The organism is Blautia sp. MB18-30, assembly GCF_023669475.1.
GTDB lineage: Bacteria > Bacillota > Clostridia > Lachnospirales > Lachnospiraceae > Blautia_A > Blautia_A fusiformis.
Map to the genome: position 1 here is coordinate 83,329 of NZ_JAMOYY010000003.1, position 17,982 is coordinate 101,310.

Consider the following 17,982-nt stretch of genomic DNA (forward strand, 5'->3'; position numbering starts at 1 on the left):
CTCCTTACAATTAAGGGGTGTACCTTAACTTGGCACACCCCTCGATAACTGTGTAACTCTTATCTTAGCCTGTGATAAGAGTAAGGATTTCTTTGGCGAAAGTAATAATGACACCACCCGCAAGAGTCAGGAAGCCATTGGCTCTCTGAGAAGGGTCGTGAGATTTGAGTGAAAGACCGACCTGCACGATACCAAAGCCGAGCAAAATCATACCGATGGCACGGATAAGTCCGAAGATAAAGTCAGACAGATTGTTGACTACGGTAAGCGGGTCATTCGCTGCAAATGCAGTCGTTGTCATTCCAAGTGCCAACGCACCGACAATGACCATTGTGCAGTAAGCACGGAAGCCTTTCTTAACCTTTCCGGTCATAGGCAGTTTCTTTGTTTCCTGAGTATCAGTTGCTTTTTTCTTAAAAATAGTCATAGTTGAATACCTCCAAAATTTAATTTGTTTGATTGTTTATGAACAGAGCTTCCATCTCCTCATCGGAAAGAAGTTCCCAGTTCGTTTCTTCCATTTCCTTTTCAGGAAGTGTTGCAGGGTCAATGTCCCAAATGGCAATCGAAGCAATATCTTTTGTAACTTCTCCGTGCTTATAAGGACTTGCCTTTCCGTCTGTGGTAAGTGCCACATTCGGGTGTTTCATAATGTCATATTTAAAATCCATAATGGGTCTTTCCCCACGAATAAATAAAATAGCGTACTGATTATCGAGCATACGCACCTCATCAGGGGTAAGTAACTCTCTCCCGCTAATCTGATAGTTGGTGGAATAATTACCGCTTCTTCCGGTACTCTTTCCGAACGTGTTGGTATCAATGGTTTCCTTACCCAACAGCTCCGACACATATTTATGGGTTGACTGCTCATTTCCACCGAGGTAAAGAAATTCATCATGAGGTAAGGTTCAGCTCATCCTTTGCAGGACTTGCGTCCCCTCCCTCCCAAACCGCACGTACACCTCTCGATGTATACGGCTTTCCGCTTATTATATTTACGGTATTAAGAATGAATCAGTTTATGACATTCAGGGCATACCACAAGAGTTTTCCGTCTCCTTTTGCGCATAAGGAGTACCCACTCCGCATTGCCCTTTAAGTCTTTTAGTTTCTTTACTTGATGGATTTCCAGATTTCTGCAATCCTTTCCACAAAGTTCACAGGTATGGCGTTCCACTCTCTGTTTCAGAGTGTTGGTTTTAGCGTATTTTGAGAACTGCGGAAGTTCGCTCACATTGTCAAACTTCGTAGCTGATTCTTTTCGCTTAAACCCGTCTCTGTAAAAGGTCGTGATTTTCCTTCCTGCTCTGGTATCGTATGCGATTGTAAACAGACCTCCAACACAATATCTGCGCTTGATTTCGTGAACATTTGTTTTATACTTACAGGCAAATGTCTTGTACATACTGTACTTCATAAGATTGGCAAATCTGCCTATCTTGAAGGAATCATTTGCTATGGCATAATAGTTGTAAAGTCCACGAACTTCCGCATTATATCTTGCCAGAATCTCTATATCGCTTTGATTTACCAGTTTTCCTCTGTGTAGGGCTACAAATCTTTCTTTTCCGTTTTCGTTAATCTTGATTTTGATTGCATGATATTCCAGTAACTTTCCCACCCATTTTTCTCTGGGTACAAGTAATTTCACCACTCCTGCATTGCTTCTGATTTTGTATCCTCCTGCGGATTTCTTTAAATCCTGACTTCTGGATACCGTAATGTCATAGCCTAAAAATCTGGCTCTGTCTCCTGTATGCGTAACTTTGGTTTTGGTTTCGGACATTTCCAAATCCAGTTCTTCCCTGAGAAATCTGCCGACGTCAGCTTTCATCTGTTCTGCGTCCGCTTTGCTCCCAATTACTCCAATGATGAAATCATCAGCGTATCGGGTGTACTGAATCCGTTTATACGTCTCATCCAAAGGTTCGGTCGGAGTTAGCTGTCGTGTTTGCTTTTCAAGCATTTTCAAATGTTTATTGCGTTCCCAGCGTTCTTCTGGAGATAAATCCGCCCACTTCTTTTTGCCCATACATCTATAATAGGATGCCTTTTTGACAACTTTCTTGTAGTCGGAGTTCATTTGTTTCTTCTTTCCTCGGTTATATTTCTGTGCATATTCCTCCATAAATTTATCTAATTCGTGAAGGTACACATTTGCAAGCACTGGACTGACACCTGAACCCTGCGGTACTCCGCTGTATGTCCGATTGTACGTCCATTGCTCCATATAGCCTGCTTTTAGAAATTTCCAGATGAGTTGTAGAAACATTTCATCATCAATACGTTTTCTCAGCAATCTGATGATTGTGTGGTGATTAAAACTGTCGAAGCAGGCGTGTATATCGCCCTCAACAAACCAGTTCGTTCCCGTAAAGGTTTTCTGTATCTGGTATAATGCTGTCTGACAGCTTTTGTTTGGTCTGAACCCATGAGATGTTTTCTTAAACACAGGCTCATAAATGCTTTCTAAAATCATCTTCACTACTTCCTGCACCAGTTTGTCATTGCCCGACTGGATTCCCAACGGACGCTTTTTATTACTGTTTTTCTTAGCAATATATTCCCTGCGTGCAGGTTTTGGCAGGTAACTTTTATCTCGCATGGATTCAATAATCCTTTGGATTCTTTCGTCACTCATGCCATCAATAGTAGTTCCATCTGCACCGGCAGTCATACTGCCTGTGTTTGCATATATGTTTTTATATGCAAGCCAATAGAACTCTGGATTGTACAGATTCCGATATAATCTTTGAAACCTGTAAGATTCATTCTTTGACTTTTCCGTCAAACTACTTAATACTTGGATTGGATTTCTCAATGCCTCTCGCACCGTCCTTTCATATCGTATTAGTAAATAAGCTGCTCCCCTTCGCCATGTTGTTGACCAGCACATTATAATATGGCATTTTCGGAGAATTAAATTGTGTAGAAATAATGCGGGGATCTTCCATCCCCGAACCCCTGGAATCCTTGTTATAACAGTAATAGAAAAAATTATTACCGTTATAACAAGGCTAAAAATGGGATATTTTAATTTTCCGGATTCTGCAAATTACGGTATCAAATAAAATGCTTCGTAACAGCCATGTGAACGTCATTAACGTCTCAGACTACTATGGGAGCTGTGTGACCATGCCCGTTACCAGGTTTAGGTCATCCCCAGTTAGTATTTATGGAATTAGCGTTTCGTGTTGTCGGCACCGACTTTCGCCATTTACCCGCTGTCTTGCGGTTGTCCTTCCATGAGTATCGCTTGCTTTCATAACTGCGAAATGAAACCAACATGGAATAGCATACGTTTCAATCCTTTTCGTATGCGGAGTGCGGATTCCCCCACTCTGGCTATCGTTCAGGCAGTTTAGCTTTGTACCTCATACACGAATTTTTATTCTTGAATTTTCAGATACACAGGATTAGTACCTTATCATTCAGGCTTTTATCCATTGACAAAAGCGACAACATGCTACACTCCCCTTCGGGTTTCCCCTCTCGGATAAGTTGTAGAATAATAGGCTGTGATTTTTCATCACTTGATACTTTTACCTACTGCTTGCTAAAGGCAGTATTCCATAAATACCACGCCGCCGAATTTATAATGCGCTGGCGACTTCTGGGCGCACGCAGTTACCCACAATGCTCTCCCACTGTTTTTCAAACAAGGCTTTAAGCTGTGCCAAGTTCTGTAAGATGATACTTACCGATACCCCACGGGAACGCATAACCGACAGTATCTTGTCGAAGTCGTCCGGCAGTGAAACATTGGCAAATTCGTCCATCATAAAATGAACAGGCATCGGCAGACAGCCACCGTGGATATGGTCGGCTGCATAAAACAACTGCTGAAAGAGCTGTGTGTAAAGAATGGACACCAAGAAGTTGAAACTGGAGTCGTTATCCGGTATCAGTGCAAACAGTGCCACCTTTTTCTCTCCGAGTGACTGCAAATCCAGTTCATCGGCAGAAGTAAGAGCAGCAAGACTTTCCAAGTTAAACTTTTCAAGCCTTGCTGCAAGGGTTATCTGTATAGATTTTAATGTTTTGGAAGAACCGGAATGATAAGAGTGGTAATACTTCAAAGCAATGTGGTCAGGGTTATCTATCATCAAATCTGAAAACAGATTATCAAGCGGAGAAGGACTTGGGTCGTCCTCGTCCTCAATCGCCCCGGCTCTTAACATTTCCATTACCATTGCAAAATTCTGTTCTTCCGGCGGTGCTTCATAATGCAGATAAAATACAAGTGCAAGCAGAAGCATTGACGCTGCCGTATCCCAAAACGGGTCATTGCTCTGTGAACCTTTCGGAGTGGTACTCTTGAAAAGATTTGTCACGAGCTTCTGCACATCATTATCATTCTGTAAATAAACAAATGGATTGTAACAATGGCTTTTCTCCATTGAAATCAAATCAAGCACACGCACTTCGTAATCTTTTTTCTCAAGAAGATGTCCCGTATCTCGCAGGATTTCCCCTTTCGGGTCTAATATCACATAGCTGTTTCTTGCAGCATTCATAATATTAGGCTTTGCATAAAACCTCGTCTTACCTGCACCGGAGCCACCGCACACAAGCGTATTCAGATTTCGTCTGTGCTTCTTGGCATTAAGTCCAATGCACACATTCTGAGTCATCAGCTTATTTTCTGATAGTGGCTTTTGTCGGTATTTTTTATCAATGGCTCTGACATTGCCCCATTTGGCAGAACCGTGTTCTTCTCGTCTGCGGTAATTCTTTCTTGTTGAGAAATAAATCCCGATACCCATTCCATAGCACAAAAGCAAAATGAGGACAGTTTTCAGGCTGTCCCCACATAATTTTATGGAAAATGGATTATCAAAAAGTGTCGCAAGATTGGCTGCTATTTCCGGCAGTCCTCCGCTTATGGAAGGTGCAATCAGAAGTGACAGCCATATAACCGGAACGATACCGACAATGGATAAAATAATGGCAGTCTGCCTGTCATTATCTCGCTTCATCTGAGCGTTTCCTTTCAATCACTTTGAACTTTTTCAATGGGGCATTTCCGACTTTTACAAGCAGGTCATCTACTGCGTCTGCGGACTTGCCTTCCTCCATCAACTTTGTTTTCTCATCGTTTAAGGAGCGAATGACAACACCGTGTTCATAATCGTCCAAAGCAATGTGGTAGAGTTTTTCTTTTTCCATATCTGCCCTCCGTTATCTCTCATAGTCCTTTGAACGCTCCTGCTTCTTGCGGAACATTTCATCAGAGATATGACTGTGAATTTCTGCCATTGCATTTCGTGTCTTGGAAAGCTCCGCACGGATTTCTTTCGGCTCTTTGGAAGCCAGTCCCTCCGGAATACGGTTAATTGCAAAATTCTGTGTATCTACGCCATACTTCTTGCAAATCATATATCCGATACACACTGCCTGAAAGCCCATATCCCTGCGGCTGTAACTTTCGCTGTTGATGGAAAGCTGTGCGTGTCCGAGTTCCTGAGCGACACACTGAGCAACTGCTACGCTGTCGCCCACATTACGCTTCACATACAAGGTCTGCTTTTCATTATTATAGAAAGCTGCCATATTCGGATACGGAAGTTCATCGGTTGCCGCAACCTCCACCGGAGATACATCAAGCATTGTCGTGATAAGTGCTTTCGGGTCACGGTTTGCTGATACTGCCGGAGCTTTCCTTCCATTTGTCTGCGTAACATCAAATACCTTTTTGACATTGTAAGAAATACCCGGAGAACCATCTGCTCTTGTGTATTCCACTGGTTCAAGAATAGAAATACTCTTTGCCCCTTTGGTAATCTTCACATTGTCCTTACCCCAATCATCAAAATCTTTAAGCTGTGTCGCCTGCGGATACTGACTGTAAATAAGGAGAGCATTTGCTGCGGAATATCTGTCCATTCGACTCTGCGTATCAAGAAAGCTCTTGAACTTTTCAGGGTCATTCACAATCTCACGGGCAGCGTCATCAATCATCTGATAGACTTTTTCTTTTTCTGCTCGCTTCTTTTCCGCATACTCCTCTTTGGATAATCTCGGCTGATTACCGCCAGCCTTTGCGGGTTTAAAATCATTTGTCATAGTGAATTACCTCTCTTTTGTTTTGGGTTTCTTCTTCGGCTGACGGTGTACCGTCTGACCGTTTTTCTGCTGCGGATTCTTGCCGTCTTTCTTAACCTCCGGCTCTTTACGCTCTGCTTCTTTTTGCTGTTTTGCCTGTGCCTTGTAACGGTCAAGTTTCTCTTTGACCGATGGCTTTTCCACTGGCTTTGCAACACCCTTATCAGATTGCGTTTCTACCGGCTCTGAGTTTTGCCTTGACAGAGGGCTTTTGTCTGTTTTGGCGACTGAGGGGTTTGCGTTTGCTCGCTCCTCTTTCTGCATTGGATTTCTGACTGCTTCTTCCATAATGATTTCACTCTTGGATTTGGTCGGCTTTTCTTTCTCAACCGCTTCACGGTCTGCGATAGCCTTCTCTGCTTCACTGACAATCGAAGCCTTATCCACCTTGCCAAGTTCAAATCTTTCAACGATACGCTGAATTTTAGAAGCGTCCTCTGCTCTTGCAATAATATCTACCGGAGCGTTCTCTCCCTTTGTGTTCTTATCTCTGAGGACACAATAAAGAACGCCATAGCGTTTTGCCTGTTCGGTAAACTTCTTCAAATCCTTTTGCGGAATGGAAAAGACTTTCAGCTCCTTGCCTGACTTAATCATATTGGTAAGCCTTGCTTTGCCCTTCGTCTTTTGTTCCTGCTTCAGAACCGATACCAAAAGCAATGCGATATTCTTCGCCGCCGAACCGCTTAATCTTGCAGCAACTTCAAATCCTTCAAGCGAAAGCCTAACGACCTGCTCTGCTGCGTCACCACCGTTGTTCATAGCGTGATTTCTCCTTTCTCTGCTGTTTTTGTTCCTCTGTTTCGATATGCTCAAGGTTTTCTTCCATAACCTTTGACCTCTCCGCAATATCCTCGCAGAGTTTTACTTCCCGTCGGAGTTTTTTCAATTCTCCATTGATAGAAGCGATTTCATCTTTTGCCGCCTGAAGCTGACCATCATCAATATTTGTTCTTATCTTTTTTCGGAGATGTGTTCTTCCGGCAATCAGATTTTTCATCTGCTCCTCTAAGGAAGTCTTATATGAAAAAAGCTGTTCGTCCGTGGAAATATTTTCTCGTCCGAGCAGCCTTACTTCATCAGTAATCTTATCGAGCTTCATCAAATCATCTTTCAAAAGATAATGAAGCCTTACGTTATTCTGTTTCTTATACTTGGGCAGATAACCGAGTCTGTAACAGTAATACAGATACAGCCCATAAAGTCCGCCTTTCTTTTTCAGCTTCTGCCCTCTGGTCTGCATCCGGTACTGTCGTGGTTTATAAGTCGCCCTCTGGAACGGCTCAATCTCTGCCCATCTGTCACGATTTTCTTTGATACGCTCTACAATCCGGTCATTGGTATAATCTGCTCCGAGATTTTTCAGTCGTATCGGCTTATCGTATCCCTTTGGAATGACCGTCCAGTATTTTCGGCTTGGACTCAGGTTATAGGCATATCCCATTTCCTTGAGAGCAAACTGAAATTCTTTCAGGGTCTTGCTGTGGTCGATAGCATAATCAATGGCTTCCTTTGCAACCGAGTAGCGTGTCGGCATACCTGCCTTTTCTTTCATCGTCAGATAATCCGACTGCTTACTGCGGTTCGGATTCGGGTCATAGTAAAGTCCGTACTTCTCACAAATTCTGTCTGCAACTTTTCGGAATTTGAACCACGCTTTTTCCTCTCCCCACAAATGTTTGCCATCGACAAAAGAAATAGAGTTGATGACAAAATGGCAATGCAGGTGCTTTGTGTTCAGGTGTGTTGTCACAACGACCTGAAATCTTTTACCCCACACTTCATTTGCAAATTCCATTCCGATTTTCTGTGCCATCTCAGGAGATATATCTGTTTCCTTGAAACTCAAATATCCGTGATAGGCTTGGATACCGTCTGTCTTTTGGTACTGCTCCTTAACCGTTATGAATTGGTCACGGGCAATCGCCACATTACAGTTGATACCCTCAACATAAAATTCTCGCTCTGTTTTTTCTTCGTCCTTTGCATAAGCAATAACATCAGCAAGAGCCTGATACTGTTCCGGTGAAAACTCCCTTTTGATATTTGCAGAAGTCTTTTCGGGATTGGTTGCATAGTCAATGACCTGACCAAGCCTTTCTGTTACTGACCACAACTTTGTTACTGCCATTTCATTTCGCTCTGATTTGGACGAAGATATGTCCTCTCAATCTCTGACTGGAACTTATTCCACTTTGCAGCTTCATTCTTCAGCATAGGTGCGTCAATGAAACCAAGTGTATTCGCTTTGGCAGCAAGCTGATTGATGTTATTACCGATAGAGGAAAGTTCCCTCATCACATCATAGAAACGGTCATCGGGTTTCTCTTTCGGTTCGTAACCTCTGATAAGTAAACGGATAAGTCCTGCTTCGGAAAGACAAGCCTTCTTTGCCTTTGCTGCCAAGTCCTGTGCTTCCTTGCGGTTAAAGCGTACAATCTTCTGAATGTTTCTCTTTCTCATAATCGATATCTTCCTTTCTCTTTACTCTGCAATCTTTGTTAATCTGGAATAAGCACATCATCGTAACGCCAAGACAACTGCCGAGCAGTGTCCCGGCGGCGATAAGTAATAACTCTCTCAAATCAAGTTCTCCTTTCTCACGGGGTATTAGGGGCAACCCCTAACGAGCCTTTTACCGTTTGGGAAACTGTGTTTATCCAAATGGTCTGCTCGCTAAGAATAAACATCTCCTCCGGGTTGCCCCGTTCTCAGTCTACTATCTCTCATAATCCTTTGATTTCGGCTTAAAAGGTTCAGCCACGATATTGCCGCCCACTTCCTTAGAAAAGCGTTCAGGATACTTGAACTGTTCCTTGTATTTCTTCATCATATCGTCCGGCAAGCTCTGAAAACTCTCACTCTCAGGCGGTGCATAACAGATAAAGAATTTGCCGCAGATAATATCTACCATCTCTTTCTTATCATTGTCCTGCACATAAACTGCACGGTTAAGCGGAAGTCCTCTCATCTTTCCTTCCTCATTACAGATGATTGCAACGTCATCATCATAGGGCATATATTCCTCAATATCCCCGCCGACAACCTCCTGCATTGCTTCCAGACTGTCGTCGATTACAATTTCCTTCGGGTACTTTTCCGGTTCTACCAAGAGAACTTTAATCTTAGAATCATTCATCGTTCTTCATTCCTTTCGTGTGTTTTTTTATTGTAAATTCCCATCCGCATACAAAGAAAATCGTTGAAGTCCTTACCTGCTTTTGGTGGCTCATCAACGATTTCATACTTATCCGGCAGAATAGTTTTTAAGGTCTGTGCTGCCTTTCTGCCCGCTATATCATTGTCAAAATGGATACGGATTTTCCTGACAGATGGGTTACTGTCAAGATGCTTTTCCAGTGCAATCGGCACTTTACTGTCCTCAATTTTCTTTGCCGGAGAATACACCCCGGACAGCGAAACAAAGCTCATTTCTTTCCAATCCTGCCCGTTCAGCTTCGCAAGCGTGGCATAGGATAACAAGTCTATGGCACACTCAAAGAGGTGTACTTCCTCCAAGTTTTCCTTACCAAGCCGAAAAGAATAATCTTTTTTACTGCCACTGCAATCGCCCATAATCCTACGCTTATTCGTGGAACGGTAGGCTGCATATTTTGGTTCTTTCTTCTCGTCATAGCCTACAAACACAACATTGTGATACGGCAGGCTCTCAAAGATAAGGTCATTAGAGATACAGTAATTGATGATTTCAAAATCTATTCCTCTCCCGAAAAGATACTCTGTAATCACTCTGTTGGAAGCACATTTTTCAGGGAGAAGAAGCGGTTTATTTTCCTCTTTTGGCTGTGGCTTTTCATAGACCGGAGCCTGAATCGCTGTGTGTCCGATAATGGTTTCCACCGCTTCAAGGAAGCTGTACCCTTTGACCTTAATCAGATAATCCAAAGCACTCCTGCCACCGATACCTCTCGACCACCATATCCATTTACCGTTTGAAATCTTCAAACTATCGTGGGTTCTGGTGCAATAGGTGTTACCTGAAAACTTAACCAGCTCATACGGTTCATAATTTTTCAGGTAAGTTAATAAGTCCATCTGCTTCGCCTGAATGATTAACTCAGGTGCGATAAATGGCATATCGACCACCGCCTTCCTGTTTATCTCTCATACGATTTCTCCTTTCTGCCGCCGACTGGCTCGCCCTCATCAGGCTCTCCGCCGACAATCTCATTTTCCTTTTTATCCATATTGAGCAGAATATTCAGCTCATCAAGTCGGGCAGTTTTTGCCCTCAATTCTTCCTCCTTTGCAAACGGCTTTTCTATTTCCTGCTTCGCTGTTTCAAACTGCTTTTCCGCATTTTCAAGACTGTTTTTCGTATCAGCAAGTGCTTCCTCAAAGCGTTCTATGCCGTTATCTATTCTCACGATATTACCGTGAGCATCATCGCCAAGCGGTACATCTCTGCTTGTTTCGCCTTTTAATTTCACAACATAATTACGCTGCACCGTATCAAAATACAGTTCCATTTGAAAGCCACGGTACTCACCAAGTGGTATCGCATCGGGACTGTTCATTGACTTGCAGGCATTGATGATTGCCTGACCTGCTTCGGCTTTTTCGGAATAAGAAACACCCGATACCATCATTCCAAGCGGTTGCTCGTCTATCGGTTTCGGGTGTAATTTTGCTGTTTCAACATCTTTTGTAAGTCCCTCTACACGGGATTTTAAGTAAGCAATCTGTTGTGGGTAGAACTTGATGACCTTATCCTCCAGTCCATATTTCTCCGATAAAAAATTGGATTTTAACATCTTTAGCTTCTGTACCTGAATGTCTAAGTCCATCTTTTCTTTGATATACGGATTGCCTGTTGCAAGCATTTTTATCTCCGCATAGGACAGTGCTGTTTCATCAATATCCTCTGCCGACCTGACCGGAGATTTGCTCGTCATAATCTGACTTGCGAACTTCTGCTTACCTTCCACAAGCTGATAGAGGTATGCATCAAAGGTCTGCTCTGTTACATAGCGGTAAATATCTACCTGCGGATTTTCATTGCCCTGACGGACAATTCTACCGGAACGCTGCTCCAAATCTGAAGGTCGCCACGGACAATCCACGTCGTGAAGTGCGATAAGTTTATCCTGCACATTCGTTCCTGCTCCCATCTTCTGAGTAGAGCCGAGAAGCACCCTGACTTCTCCTTTGCGGGTCTTTTGGAACAGTTCTTTTTTCTTCATATCCGTGTCGGCTTCGTGTATGAACTTCACTTCACTTTCAGGAATACCTCTCTCAATCAGCTTTTTCCTAATGTCGTTATAGACGGAAAATGTGCCGTCATTCTTCGGCGTGGAAAGGTCACAAAACACAAGCTGTGCTGATTTCTTGTCGGCATTTTCTTTCCATATCCGATAGATGTTATCGACGCAGGCATTGATTTTACTGCCCTCAAAATCAGGCAGCATATCATTGAGCATACGCTGGTCAAGAGCCAGTTTTCTTCCGTCATTCGTGATTTTCAGCATATTATCTACGCTTGAATCCACACCGCCGCCACGCACCTGCTCGGCTCTCTCTGCAAGGGAAGCAACCATTTCCTTCTGCATTTCCGACGGCTTTACTGCAATGTTATGGTACTTTGCTTCCGGTACTGGCAGGTTCAACATATCTGCTGTTTTAATGTCCGCTATCTCCTTGAACATCGCCATTAGTTCAGGCAAGTTATAGAATTTTGCGAACCTTGTCTTTGCTCTGTATCCCGTTCCTTCCGGTGTAAGTTCCACTGCCGTAATGGTTTCTCCGAAAGTGGAAGCCCAGGCATCAAAGTGCTGCAACCCATTTTTCACAAGCGTGCTGTACTGCAAATATCGCTGTATCGTATAGAGTTCCACCATACTGTTTGAGATAGGTGTACCCGTTGCGAACACGGTTCCTCGCCCTCCGGTAATCTCGTCAAGGTAACGGCACTTCATAAAGAGGTCGGAAGATTTCTGTGCTTCCGTCTGTGCGATACCGCCCACATTACGCATTTTTGTATAAAGATAAAGGTTCTTGTAATAATGGCTTTCATCAACAAAAAGCCTGTCTACACCAAGTTCCTCAAAGGTTACAACATCATCTTTTTTCGTCTGGTCATTGAGTTTATCAAGTTTCTGCTTGATAGATTTCTTTGACTTTTCAAGCTGCTTTATGGAGAAGTTTTCCCCTCGGTTTCGCTTGAGTTCTGCAATTCCTCCAGTTATCTCCTCAAGCTGCTGTTCTAAGATTGCCCTCTGTCTTTCAATGGACATCGGGATTTTCTCAAACTGTGAATGTCCGATGATAACGGCGTCATAATCTCCGGTTGCAATCCTGCCGCAGAACTTTTTACGATTCTTGGTTTCAAAATCCTTCTTTGTTGCGACAAGGATATTCGCCGCCGGATAGAGCTGCAAATACTCAGCCGCCCATTGTTCAGTCAAGTGATTTGGTACAACAAACAGTGACTTGTTACAAAGCCCAAGCCTTTTCGACTCCTGTGCTGCCGCTACCATTTCAAAAGTTTTTCCTGCTCCGACTGCGTGTGCAAGAAGTGTATTTCCTCCGTAAAGGATATGGGCAACCGCATTTTTCTGATGTTCCCTGAGTTCAATTTCAGGGTTCATACCATTGAAGATGATATGACTTCCATCATACTCACGAGGTCTGACACTGTTGAATTTCTCATTGTAGGATTTGCAAAGCCTTTCCCTTCGTTCAGGGTCAGACCATATCCAGTCCTGAAATTCCTGCTTAATCATTTCCTGCTTCGACTGAGCAATCGCTGTTTCCTTTTTATTCAGGACAGCCTTTTTCTTTCCCTCATCATCTTCGATATAATCAAAGATACGCACATCTTTTAAGTTCAGCGTTTCCTCGATAATCTTATAGGCATTGATGCGGGAAGTTCCGTAAGTGTTATATGCCCTTACATTTCCTTTGTCGTAAGATTTGCCCTCAATATTCCACTCACTCGTAAATGGAGAGAAGTGAACTTTGATACTCCACTGTGCATAGCGTGGTGTTTCAAGCAAATGAAAGATAAACTCCTGCACATCGTCCGATGGCAGCCAAGTTGCACCAAGTCGCACGGAAATTTCACTTGCAGTCAGGTCTTTCGGCTGCACCTTTTGAAGTGCTTCTACATTGACCTTATAATCTTCCGGATAGAGTTCTGCCGAGTTCTTTGCAATCCTCAGCTTTTCCCTGACATTACCCGAAAGGTATTCATCAGCCATCAGATACTTCGGTTCGTAAGAATTTCCATACTCATAAAGCGGGTTTAGGAAGATAACACCCTTTAAGTCCTCAAAGATTTCATTCTCCGATTTACCGGAAAGTTCCATCATATAGTCCATATCAATCGTGGCTTTTTCTCCAAGAGATACCGCCAATGCTTCGCTTGCCGTATCAACAGAAGTAACCGGAGTATGCGGCTTAATTGTCCTCTTAGAAAACATATCAGCCTTACGCTCCAGTTCTCCGTCCTCTCCGATTATCTCCAATGCGGAAAGCAAAGAGAATGAACTGTCCTGCGAAAAAGCAGAGGTATTTGCACGGCTGTTAATGAGTCCGTACTTATCTGAAAAGGTATCATAAAGTCTGTTTAATCTCTCCTGCTCCGCTTTGATTTCGCTGTCAGGGTAATCTTCTGTCTGCAATTCAATCAGCGTTCTGACGGAATTTCTAATGGCAATCATACCCTTAATTCGGTTCTCTGCGGTTGCCGACACTTCCACCGGAGTCATACGGGAATTTTCTCGATAGTAGATTTTATCGTCCACCACCGTATAGGAAAAGTTTCGCACTGTTGGGTCTGCCGGAATAGAATTATCTTCCTCCTCCAGTTCTTCCTCGGCTTCATATTCCGTGATTTCTCCGTGAATATTTGCTACCGCTTCATCAAGCTGTGCTGCAAGGTCTGCATTTTCATACGGCACACAAGTGGCTTCCATACCGAAACGCCCCGATACCATTTTCATTTCTCCAAGTATCATTTCGGGGTGCTGCACAAAATAAGAGTTCATCTTAATTCCGTTCTCATCGGTATCAAGATGAACCCAATCCGGCTCAATATCTATCAGTCTGTCACGCTTTTGCAGGATAAGAATATCCGAAACGACTTCCGTTCCTGCATTACCCTTAAAGGTATTATTCGGCAATCGAATTGCTCCAAGAAGCTCTGCTCTCTGTGCAATATACTTTCGTACTGCTAAAGTTTCCTTATCCATTGTGCCTTTGCTCGTTACAAGAGCCATCACACCGCCGGGTCTTAACTTATCAAGGGACTTGGCAAAAAAGTAATCGTGTATCAGGAACTTATGCTTGTCGTACCTTTTATCTAACACCTTAAAATCTCCAAAAGGCACATTGCCAACCACTCCATCAAAGAAGCTGTCCGGCAGATTGGTTTCTTCAAATCCTTGTGCCGCAATGGTTGTTTTCTGATAAAGCTGCTGTGCAATCCCTGCGGAAATCGTATCAAGTTCCACACCGTAAATCTTACTGTCTTGCATTGCGTCCGGTAGCATACCGATGAAATTACCGATACCGCAGGACGGCTCTAACAAGTTGCCTTCCTTAAAACCCATCTGCTCCATTGCCTTATAAATGGCTGTGATAACTTCAGGCGGCGTGTAGAACGCAGTCAACGTGCTTTCTCTTGCCGAAGCATATTCCTCCGGTGTTAACACCGAAGAAAGTTCCAGATACTCCGTTGCCCACGCTGAATTATTTTCATCAAAGGCTTCTGAAAGCCCACCCCAACCAACATACTTTGATAAGATAATCTGTTCTTCAGGAGTGGCAAATCTGTTTTCTTCCTGACATTTTTTAAGAAGCTGTATCGCCATAATATTTCTGCGGAAGCGTTCCTTTTTACCAACCGTTTCAACCTCATTTTCTCTAAGATTAAAGGTGTGACGGTCTGCCATAGGCACATCAGGGTGCAAGTCAAAGCCTTTGACTTTTTTCTTCTGCTCCCAAGCGGGAACTAACGGCTCAGGCTCTTTTTCATTTCTTTCTTCGGCAGGTTCTTCCTTTACAATCAAATGCTCATTCATCGGATTCTCTCGCACTTTTCTGTCAAACTCTGTGCGTGAAAATTCCTTATTGAACAGTGGCATATCATAGTCATAGAGCATTACTCTCTCATCATCAACAGATAAGATTTCGTACTCAGAAGCACCGATATACACCTTATCGCCAAGATGATATTCATACTGCACATCTTGTAGCTGTTCTGCTTCTTCAGGTTCTTTTTCGGTTGGTTCGACCTCTTGCTCCGGTGGTGCATTAGAAAGTATCTCACGATTTCTTTTCGTTTCCTCGATTTTGGCTCTGTGTTCCTCTTGACTTTCAAGCCACTGAGGATAGCGTTCTTTTTCCTTTGGATTTAAGTATCTGTCCATTCGGATAAGTTCCCCGATACGCTTCTCCACCTGCGACCACGAAAGTGTGATATGTGGATTTTCTTTACCGATGCCTTTCGTAATCGTAATACCTTTTCCATCGTGGCTCTCATCGATGCCTGCTCCGATTATTACTGGATAAGAGCCGCCCCAACCGTATTCATTTTTCAAGAAGTCGGCATTTTCTTTTGCAGAAAGGCTTTTTTCAAACTGCTCATAAATACGCATTTTTCCCTCAGAAAATCCGCTTCCATTCGCAAGAACAGCATCGATAATCTCCTGAGAAAAAGTAAAGGCAGAGGTTTTCTTTTCCTCTGCCCGACCGTCTAATATGAATGTCATCTGACCGTCCATTGACGGTAATGGTTTTATGCTGTCACTTAATTCTCCCAGTAATCGCATAGCTTCAAAATGACGGGCAATAACAGCCCAATCATAAAAGCTCTGTGCGGTTCTGCTGTCGTATTTGCCCTCCCACAAATGCAGAACGTTTTCAAAGGTCTTGTACCCTACTGTCCTGCCGTCCTCTAAAGTAAGTTCGGTATAATCATTATTGAAAATACTCTTTATATACTCTGTGCGGTCTTTGTTATCAGGATTATGTTCATAATAATCTTTGATTTCTTCCAAACTTGCCGACAAATGTGGTGTCGTTCTGAGAATTTCATTGATTACTTCATCACGTCCAAAGAACGGAAGGCTTTTATCCTCGTGCGTTCTGTCGTAATACTCTAAGCGAATATCACTTCCGCTTTCACGATTTCCTGTGCCGAGCTGCGAAGGGAGTTCATCAGACGAACCCATTTCATCATATCCTCCGCTTTCATCTGTTCGGTCACTCCCTCTTTCTGTGCCATCTGCCTCAGGATTGTTTTCTCCATCTTGCTGGCTCTCTGTTCCACTTCCGCCAAGTGCTGTGTCAGTTCGCCCCTCGTCAGGAGATTGTAGTAAAGGACTCTGTGATGTTCCTTCAGAAACTCTCTCCTCATCTGAGCGTACCTGCCCAGCGTCACTTCCGGCTGCTGTGGAAGTTTCAGGTTCGGAAGGCTGTAATCGCCCACCATCGTGTAGGTCAGTTCGTTCATCGTCCAAACTCCTTTCGTCATTATTTTCAACCTTATTGTATTCATTTCTGTCCTGACCGACAATTATGCGATTTTGACGGTTGAGTGCAGTAATTGTTTTAGATATTTCCGTCAATCCCATTTCTGCAATATCACTGGTAGCAAATCCAAGTGCATTGAGTGTTTCCTGCGTATTGAAGTTAGTAACATCTCTGAAATCATCAAGTTCAAAATAACCGTCCGTATCAACACCAAGCCTTGACATCATCATATATGCCACACTGTTTGTCACGACATTTTTATAAATGAAAGCCACAATATCCTCTTCCACTTCCTCAAAGGAACTGCCCTCGGTTGCATAGTAAAGGTCTTGCAGATAATCAGGGATATTATCCTCTGCCGCATTTCTTGCTGCTCCCATAATTGCTTCGGCAAGACTGCTCTTATTCTCAATCTCTCCGAAAGTGCTTTCCAATGTTTCAATCACATCAGCTTCGTATTCCTGACGCATATCCCAAATCGGGACTGTTCTTGAATATCTGCTTTTGTGAGTATCTGAAATATCAAAGTAATGTGTCAGTCTTTGCCGTGAACGGTTCTCATCAGCAAAAACAGCAATACCTCTAGCACCTCGGTTGACCCATCTGCCAAAAATTTTGTTCCACTGCTCTATCTCAAGAACCGCTGTTGCATCGGGTCGCTGTGCATATACAAGAAGCTGTTCGTCATAGCGTAACTTATAATTTCGGCAAGCCGAAGCTAAGAATGCCTGCCAGTTCTGAGGATTTGACACAACCGTTTTGCAGGTGCGGTTGTAAAGCTCAGAAATAAGGTCATATTTTCGTGCCATTACTTTTGCACCTCCTTATCGCTGTTTTTCTCTGTTTCTGGTCTTGTTTTTTGACGGTTCGGATTGATTGATAGGTTCAACTTTACTTCCATTAAGCTCCATTTTTTCAGCAAACTCGCATATATGATAGCAGCAATTTCCGACATACAAATGGTAGTCATCAATATACTTGCACACTCTGTCTGCTGTGTGTCCATCACGAAAAGTAATCTTGATTTTTCCACCATCGGGAATATAGAATTTCAAATTGTAATGACTGTCTATAAATCGAATTTGCTTTTCCTGCGGCTCTGCTCTATTCTCCTGTTGCTTCATTTTCCTTACCTCTCATTTTTGTTGCTTCATCAGAACCGCCGCCCAAATACGAAAAGAGTTTACCGGACTTTGTATTCTTCTGAAGCTCCATAATCACACCCATATCAGGAATCGTGATATTCGGGATTTTCAGGATTGCTTCCATATCAAGCTGCTGCAACTTTTTCTCCGTATCACAACCGGAGTCAAAGAGTTTATTCAGCACCTTGACCTTATTCTGAAAAGTTGCTTTGTCTTTCACGAAAATACCTCC

General features: G+C 43.1%; 13 protein-coding genes and 2 pseudogenes. All 15 read right to left on the reverse strand.

Annotated features, from left to right (window positions below; translation table 11 throughout):
- Positions 1–64 precede the first annotated feature (64 nt).
- The gene (locus NCY57_RS02175; RefSeq protein WP_015530024.1) at positions 65–427 is read right to left on the reverse strand and encodes a hypothetical protein; all 363 of its coding nucleotides are present in this window, start codon (positions 425–427) and stop codon (positions 65–67) included.
- Positions 428–446: 19 nt separating this feature from the next.
- Positions 447–899 (reverse strand): annotated as a pseudogene (locus tag NCY57_RS02180) (type IV secretory system conjugative DNA transfer family protein); the annotation flags it as partial.
- 107 nt (positions 900–1,006) lie between these two features.
- A complete protein-coding gene (locus NCY57_RS02185; RefSeq protein WP_055057444.1) occupies positions 1,007–2,824 on the reverse strand; it encodes a reverse transcriptase/maturase family protein in 1,818 nt (605 codons plus the stop codon).
- Between the two features lie 802 nt (positions 2,825–3,626).
- Positions 3,627–4,982: pseudogene (locus NCY57_RS02190) on the reverse strand (VirD4-like conjugal transfer protein, CD1115 family); the annotation flags it as partial.
- Positions 4,969–5,172, reverse strand: a complete 204-nt coding sequence (locus NCY57_RS02195) for a hypothetical protein (protein ID WP_008789327.1) — start codon at positions 5,170–5,172, stop codon at positions 4,969–4,971. The pseudogene NCY57_RS02190 and the gene NCY57_RS02195, both read right to left, overlap by 14 nt.
- Positions 5,173–5,184: 12 nt before the next feature.
- Positions 5,185–6,069, reverse strand: a complete 885-nt coding sequence (locus tag NCY57_RS02200) for a hypothetical protein (protein WP_055062739.1) — start codon at positions 6,067–6,069, stop codon at positions 5,185–5,187.
- Between the two features lie 6 nt (positions 6,070–6,075).
- Complete coding sequence (locus NCY57_RS02205) at positions 6,076–6,870, reverse strand: PcfB family protein (RefSeq protein WP_118356701.1); 795 nt, start codon at positions 6,868–6,870, stop codon at positions 6,076–6,078.
- On the reverse strand, positions 6,854–8,239 hold the full coding sequence (locus NCY57_RS02210) for a relaxase/mobilization nuclease domain-containing protein (RefSeq protein WP_250789437.1): 1,386 nt from the start codon (positions 8,237–8,239) through the stop codon (positions 6,854–6,856). Before NCY57_RS02210 ends, NCY57_RS02205 begins: the two co-directional genes overlap by 17 nt.
- Complete coding sequence (locus NCY57_RS02215; RefSeq protein WP_002594670.1) at positions 8,230–8,571, reverse strand: plasmid mobilization protein; 342 nt, start codon at positions 8,569–8,571, stop codon at positions 8,230–8,232. The genes NCY57_RS02210 and NCY57_RS02215 overlap by 10 nt, the downstream gene beginning before the upstream one ends.
- Positions 8,534–8,728 (reverse strand): DUF3789 domain-containing protein, encoded by a 195-nt coding sequence (locus tag NCY57_RS17140; protein ID WP_442863816.1) that lies wholly within the window; start codon positions 8,726–8,728, stop codon positions 8,534–8,536. Before NCY57_RS17140 ends, NCY57_RS02215 begins: the two co-directional genes overlap by 38 nt.
- A 99-nt stretch (positions 8,729–8,827) precedes the next feature.
- Complete coding sequence (locus NCY57_RS02220) at positions 8,828–9,247, reverse strand: DUF3846 domain-containing protein (protein ID WP_002594669.1); 420 nt, start codon at positions 9,245–9,247, stop codon at positions 8,828–8,830.
- A complete protein-coding gene (locus NCY57_RS02225) occupies positions 9,244–10,206 on the reverse strand; it encodes a DUF3991 and toprim domain-containing protein (RefSeq protein ID WP_250789438.1) in 963 nt (320 codons plus the stop codon). The genes NCY57_RS02220 and NCY57_RS02225 overlap by 4 nt, the downstream gene beginning before the upstream one ends.
- A 20-nt stretch (positions 10,207–10,226) precedes the next feature.
- A complete protein-coding gene (locus tag NCY57_RS02230) occupies positions 10,227–17,414 on the reverse strand; it encodes an N-6 DNA methylase (RefSeq protein WP_330638958.1) in 7,188 nt (2,395 codons plus the stop codon).
- Positions 17,415–17,429: 15 nt separating this feature from the next.
- Positions 17,430–17,729 (reverse strand): hypothetical protein, encoded by a 300-nt coding sequence (locus NCY57_RS02240; RefSeq protein WP_051335194.1) that lies wholly within the window; start codon positions 17,727–17,729, stop codon positions 17,430–17,432.
- Positions 17,710–17,970 (reverse strand): hypothetical protein, encoded by a 261-nt coding sequence (locus NCY57_RS02245; protein ID WP_023920501.1) that lies wholly within the window; start codon positions 17,968–17,970, stop codon positions 17,710–17,712. The genes NCY57_RS02240 and NCY57_RS02245 overlap by 20 nt, the downstream gene beginning before the upstream one ends.
- Between the last annotated feature and the right edge of the window lie 12 nt (positions 17,971–17,982).

Excerpts from the sequence above, each read along its gene's own strand:
- NCY57_RS02195 (WP_008789327.1), bottom strand. The coding sequence starts at position 5,172 with ATGGAAAAAGAAAAACTCTACCACATTGCTTTGGACGATTATGAACAC.
- NCY57_RS02210 (WP_250789437.1), bottom strand. The coding sequence starts at position 8,239 with ATGGCAGTAACAAAGTTGTGGTCAGTAACAGAAAGGCTTGGTCAGGTC.
- NCY57_RS02215 (WP_002594670.1), bottom strand. The coding sequence starts at position 8,571 with ATGAGAAAGAGAAACATTCAGAAGATTGTACGCTTTAACCGCAAGGAA.
- NCY57_RS02205 (WP_118356701.1), bottom strand. The coding sequence starts at position 6,870 with ATGAACAACGGTGGTGACGCAGCAGAGCAGGTCGTTAGGCTTTCGCTT.
- NCY57_RS02200 (WP_055062739.1), bottom strand. The coding sequence starts at position 6,069 with ATGACAAATGATTTTAAACCCGCAAAGGCTGGCGGTAATCAGCCGAGA.
- NCY57_RS02230 (WP_330638958.1), bottom strand. The coding sequence starts at position 17,414 with ATGGCACGAAAATATGACCTTATTTCTGAGCTTTACAACCGCACCTGC.
- NCY57_RS02220 (WP_002594669.1), bottom strand. The coding sequence starts at position 9,247 with ATGAATGATTCTAAGATTAAAGTTCTCTTGGTAGAACCGGAAAAGTAC.
- NCY57_RS02175 (WP_015530024.1), bottom strand. The coding sequence starts at position 427 with ATGACTATTTTTAAGAAAAAAGCAACTGATACTCAGGAAACAAAGAAA.
- NCY57_RS02225 (WP_250789438.1), bottom strand. The coding sequence starts at position 10,206 with ATGCCATTTATCGCACCTGAGTTAATCATTCAGGCGAAGCAGATGGAC.
- NCY57_RS02240 (WP_051335194.1), bottom strand. The coding sequence starts at position 17,729 with ATGAAGCAACAGGAGAATAGAGCAGAGCCGCAGGAAAAGCAAATTCGA.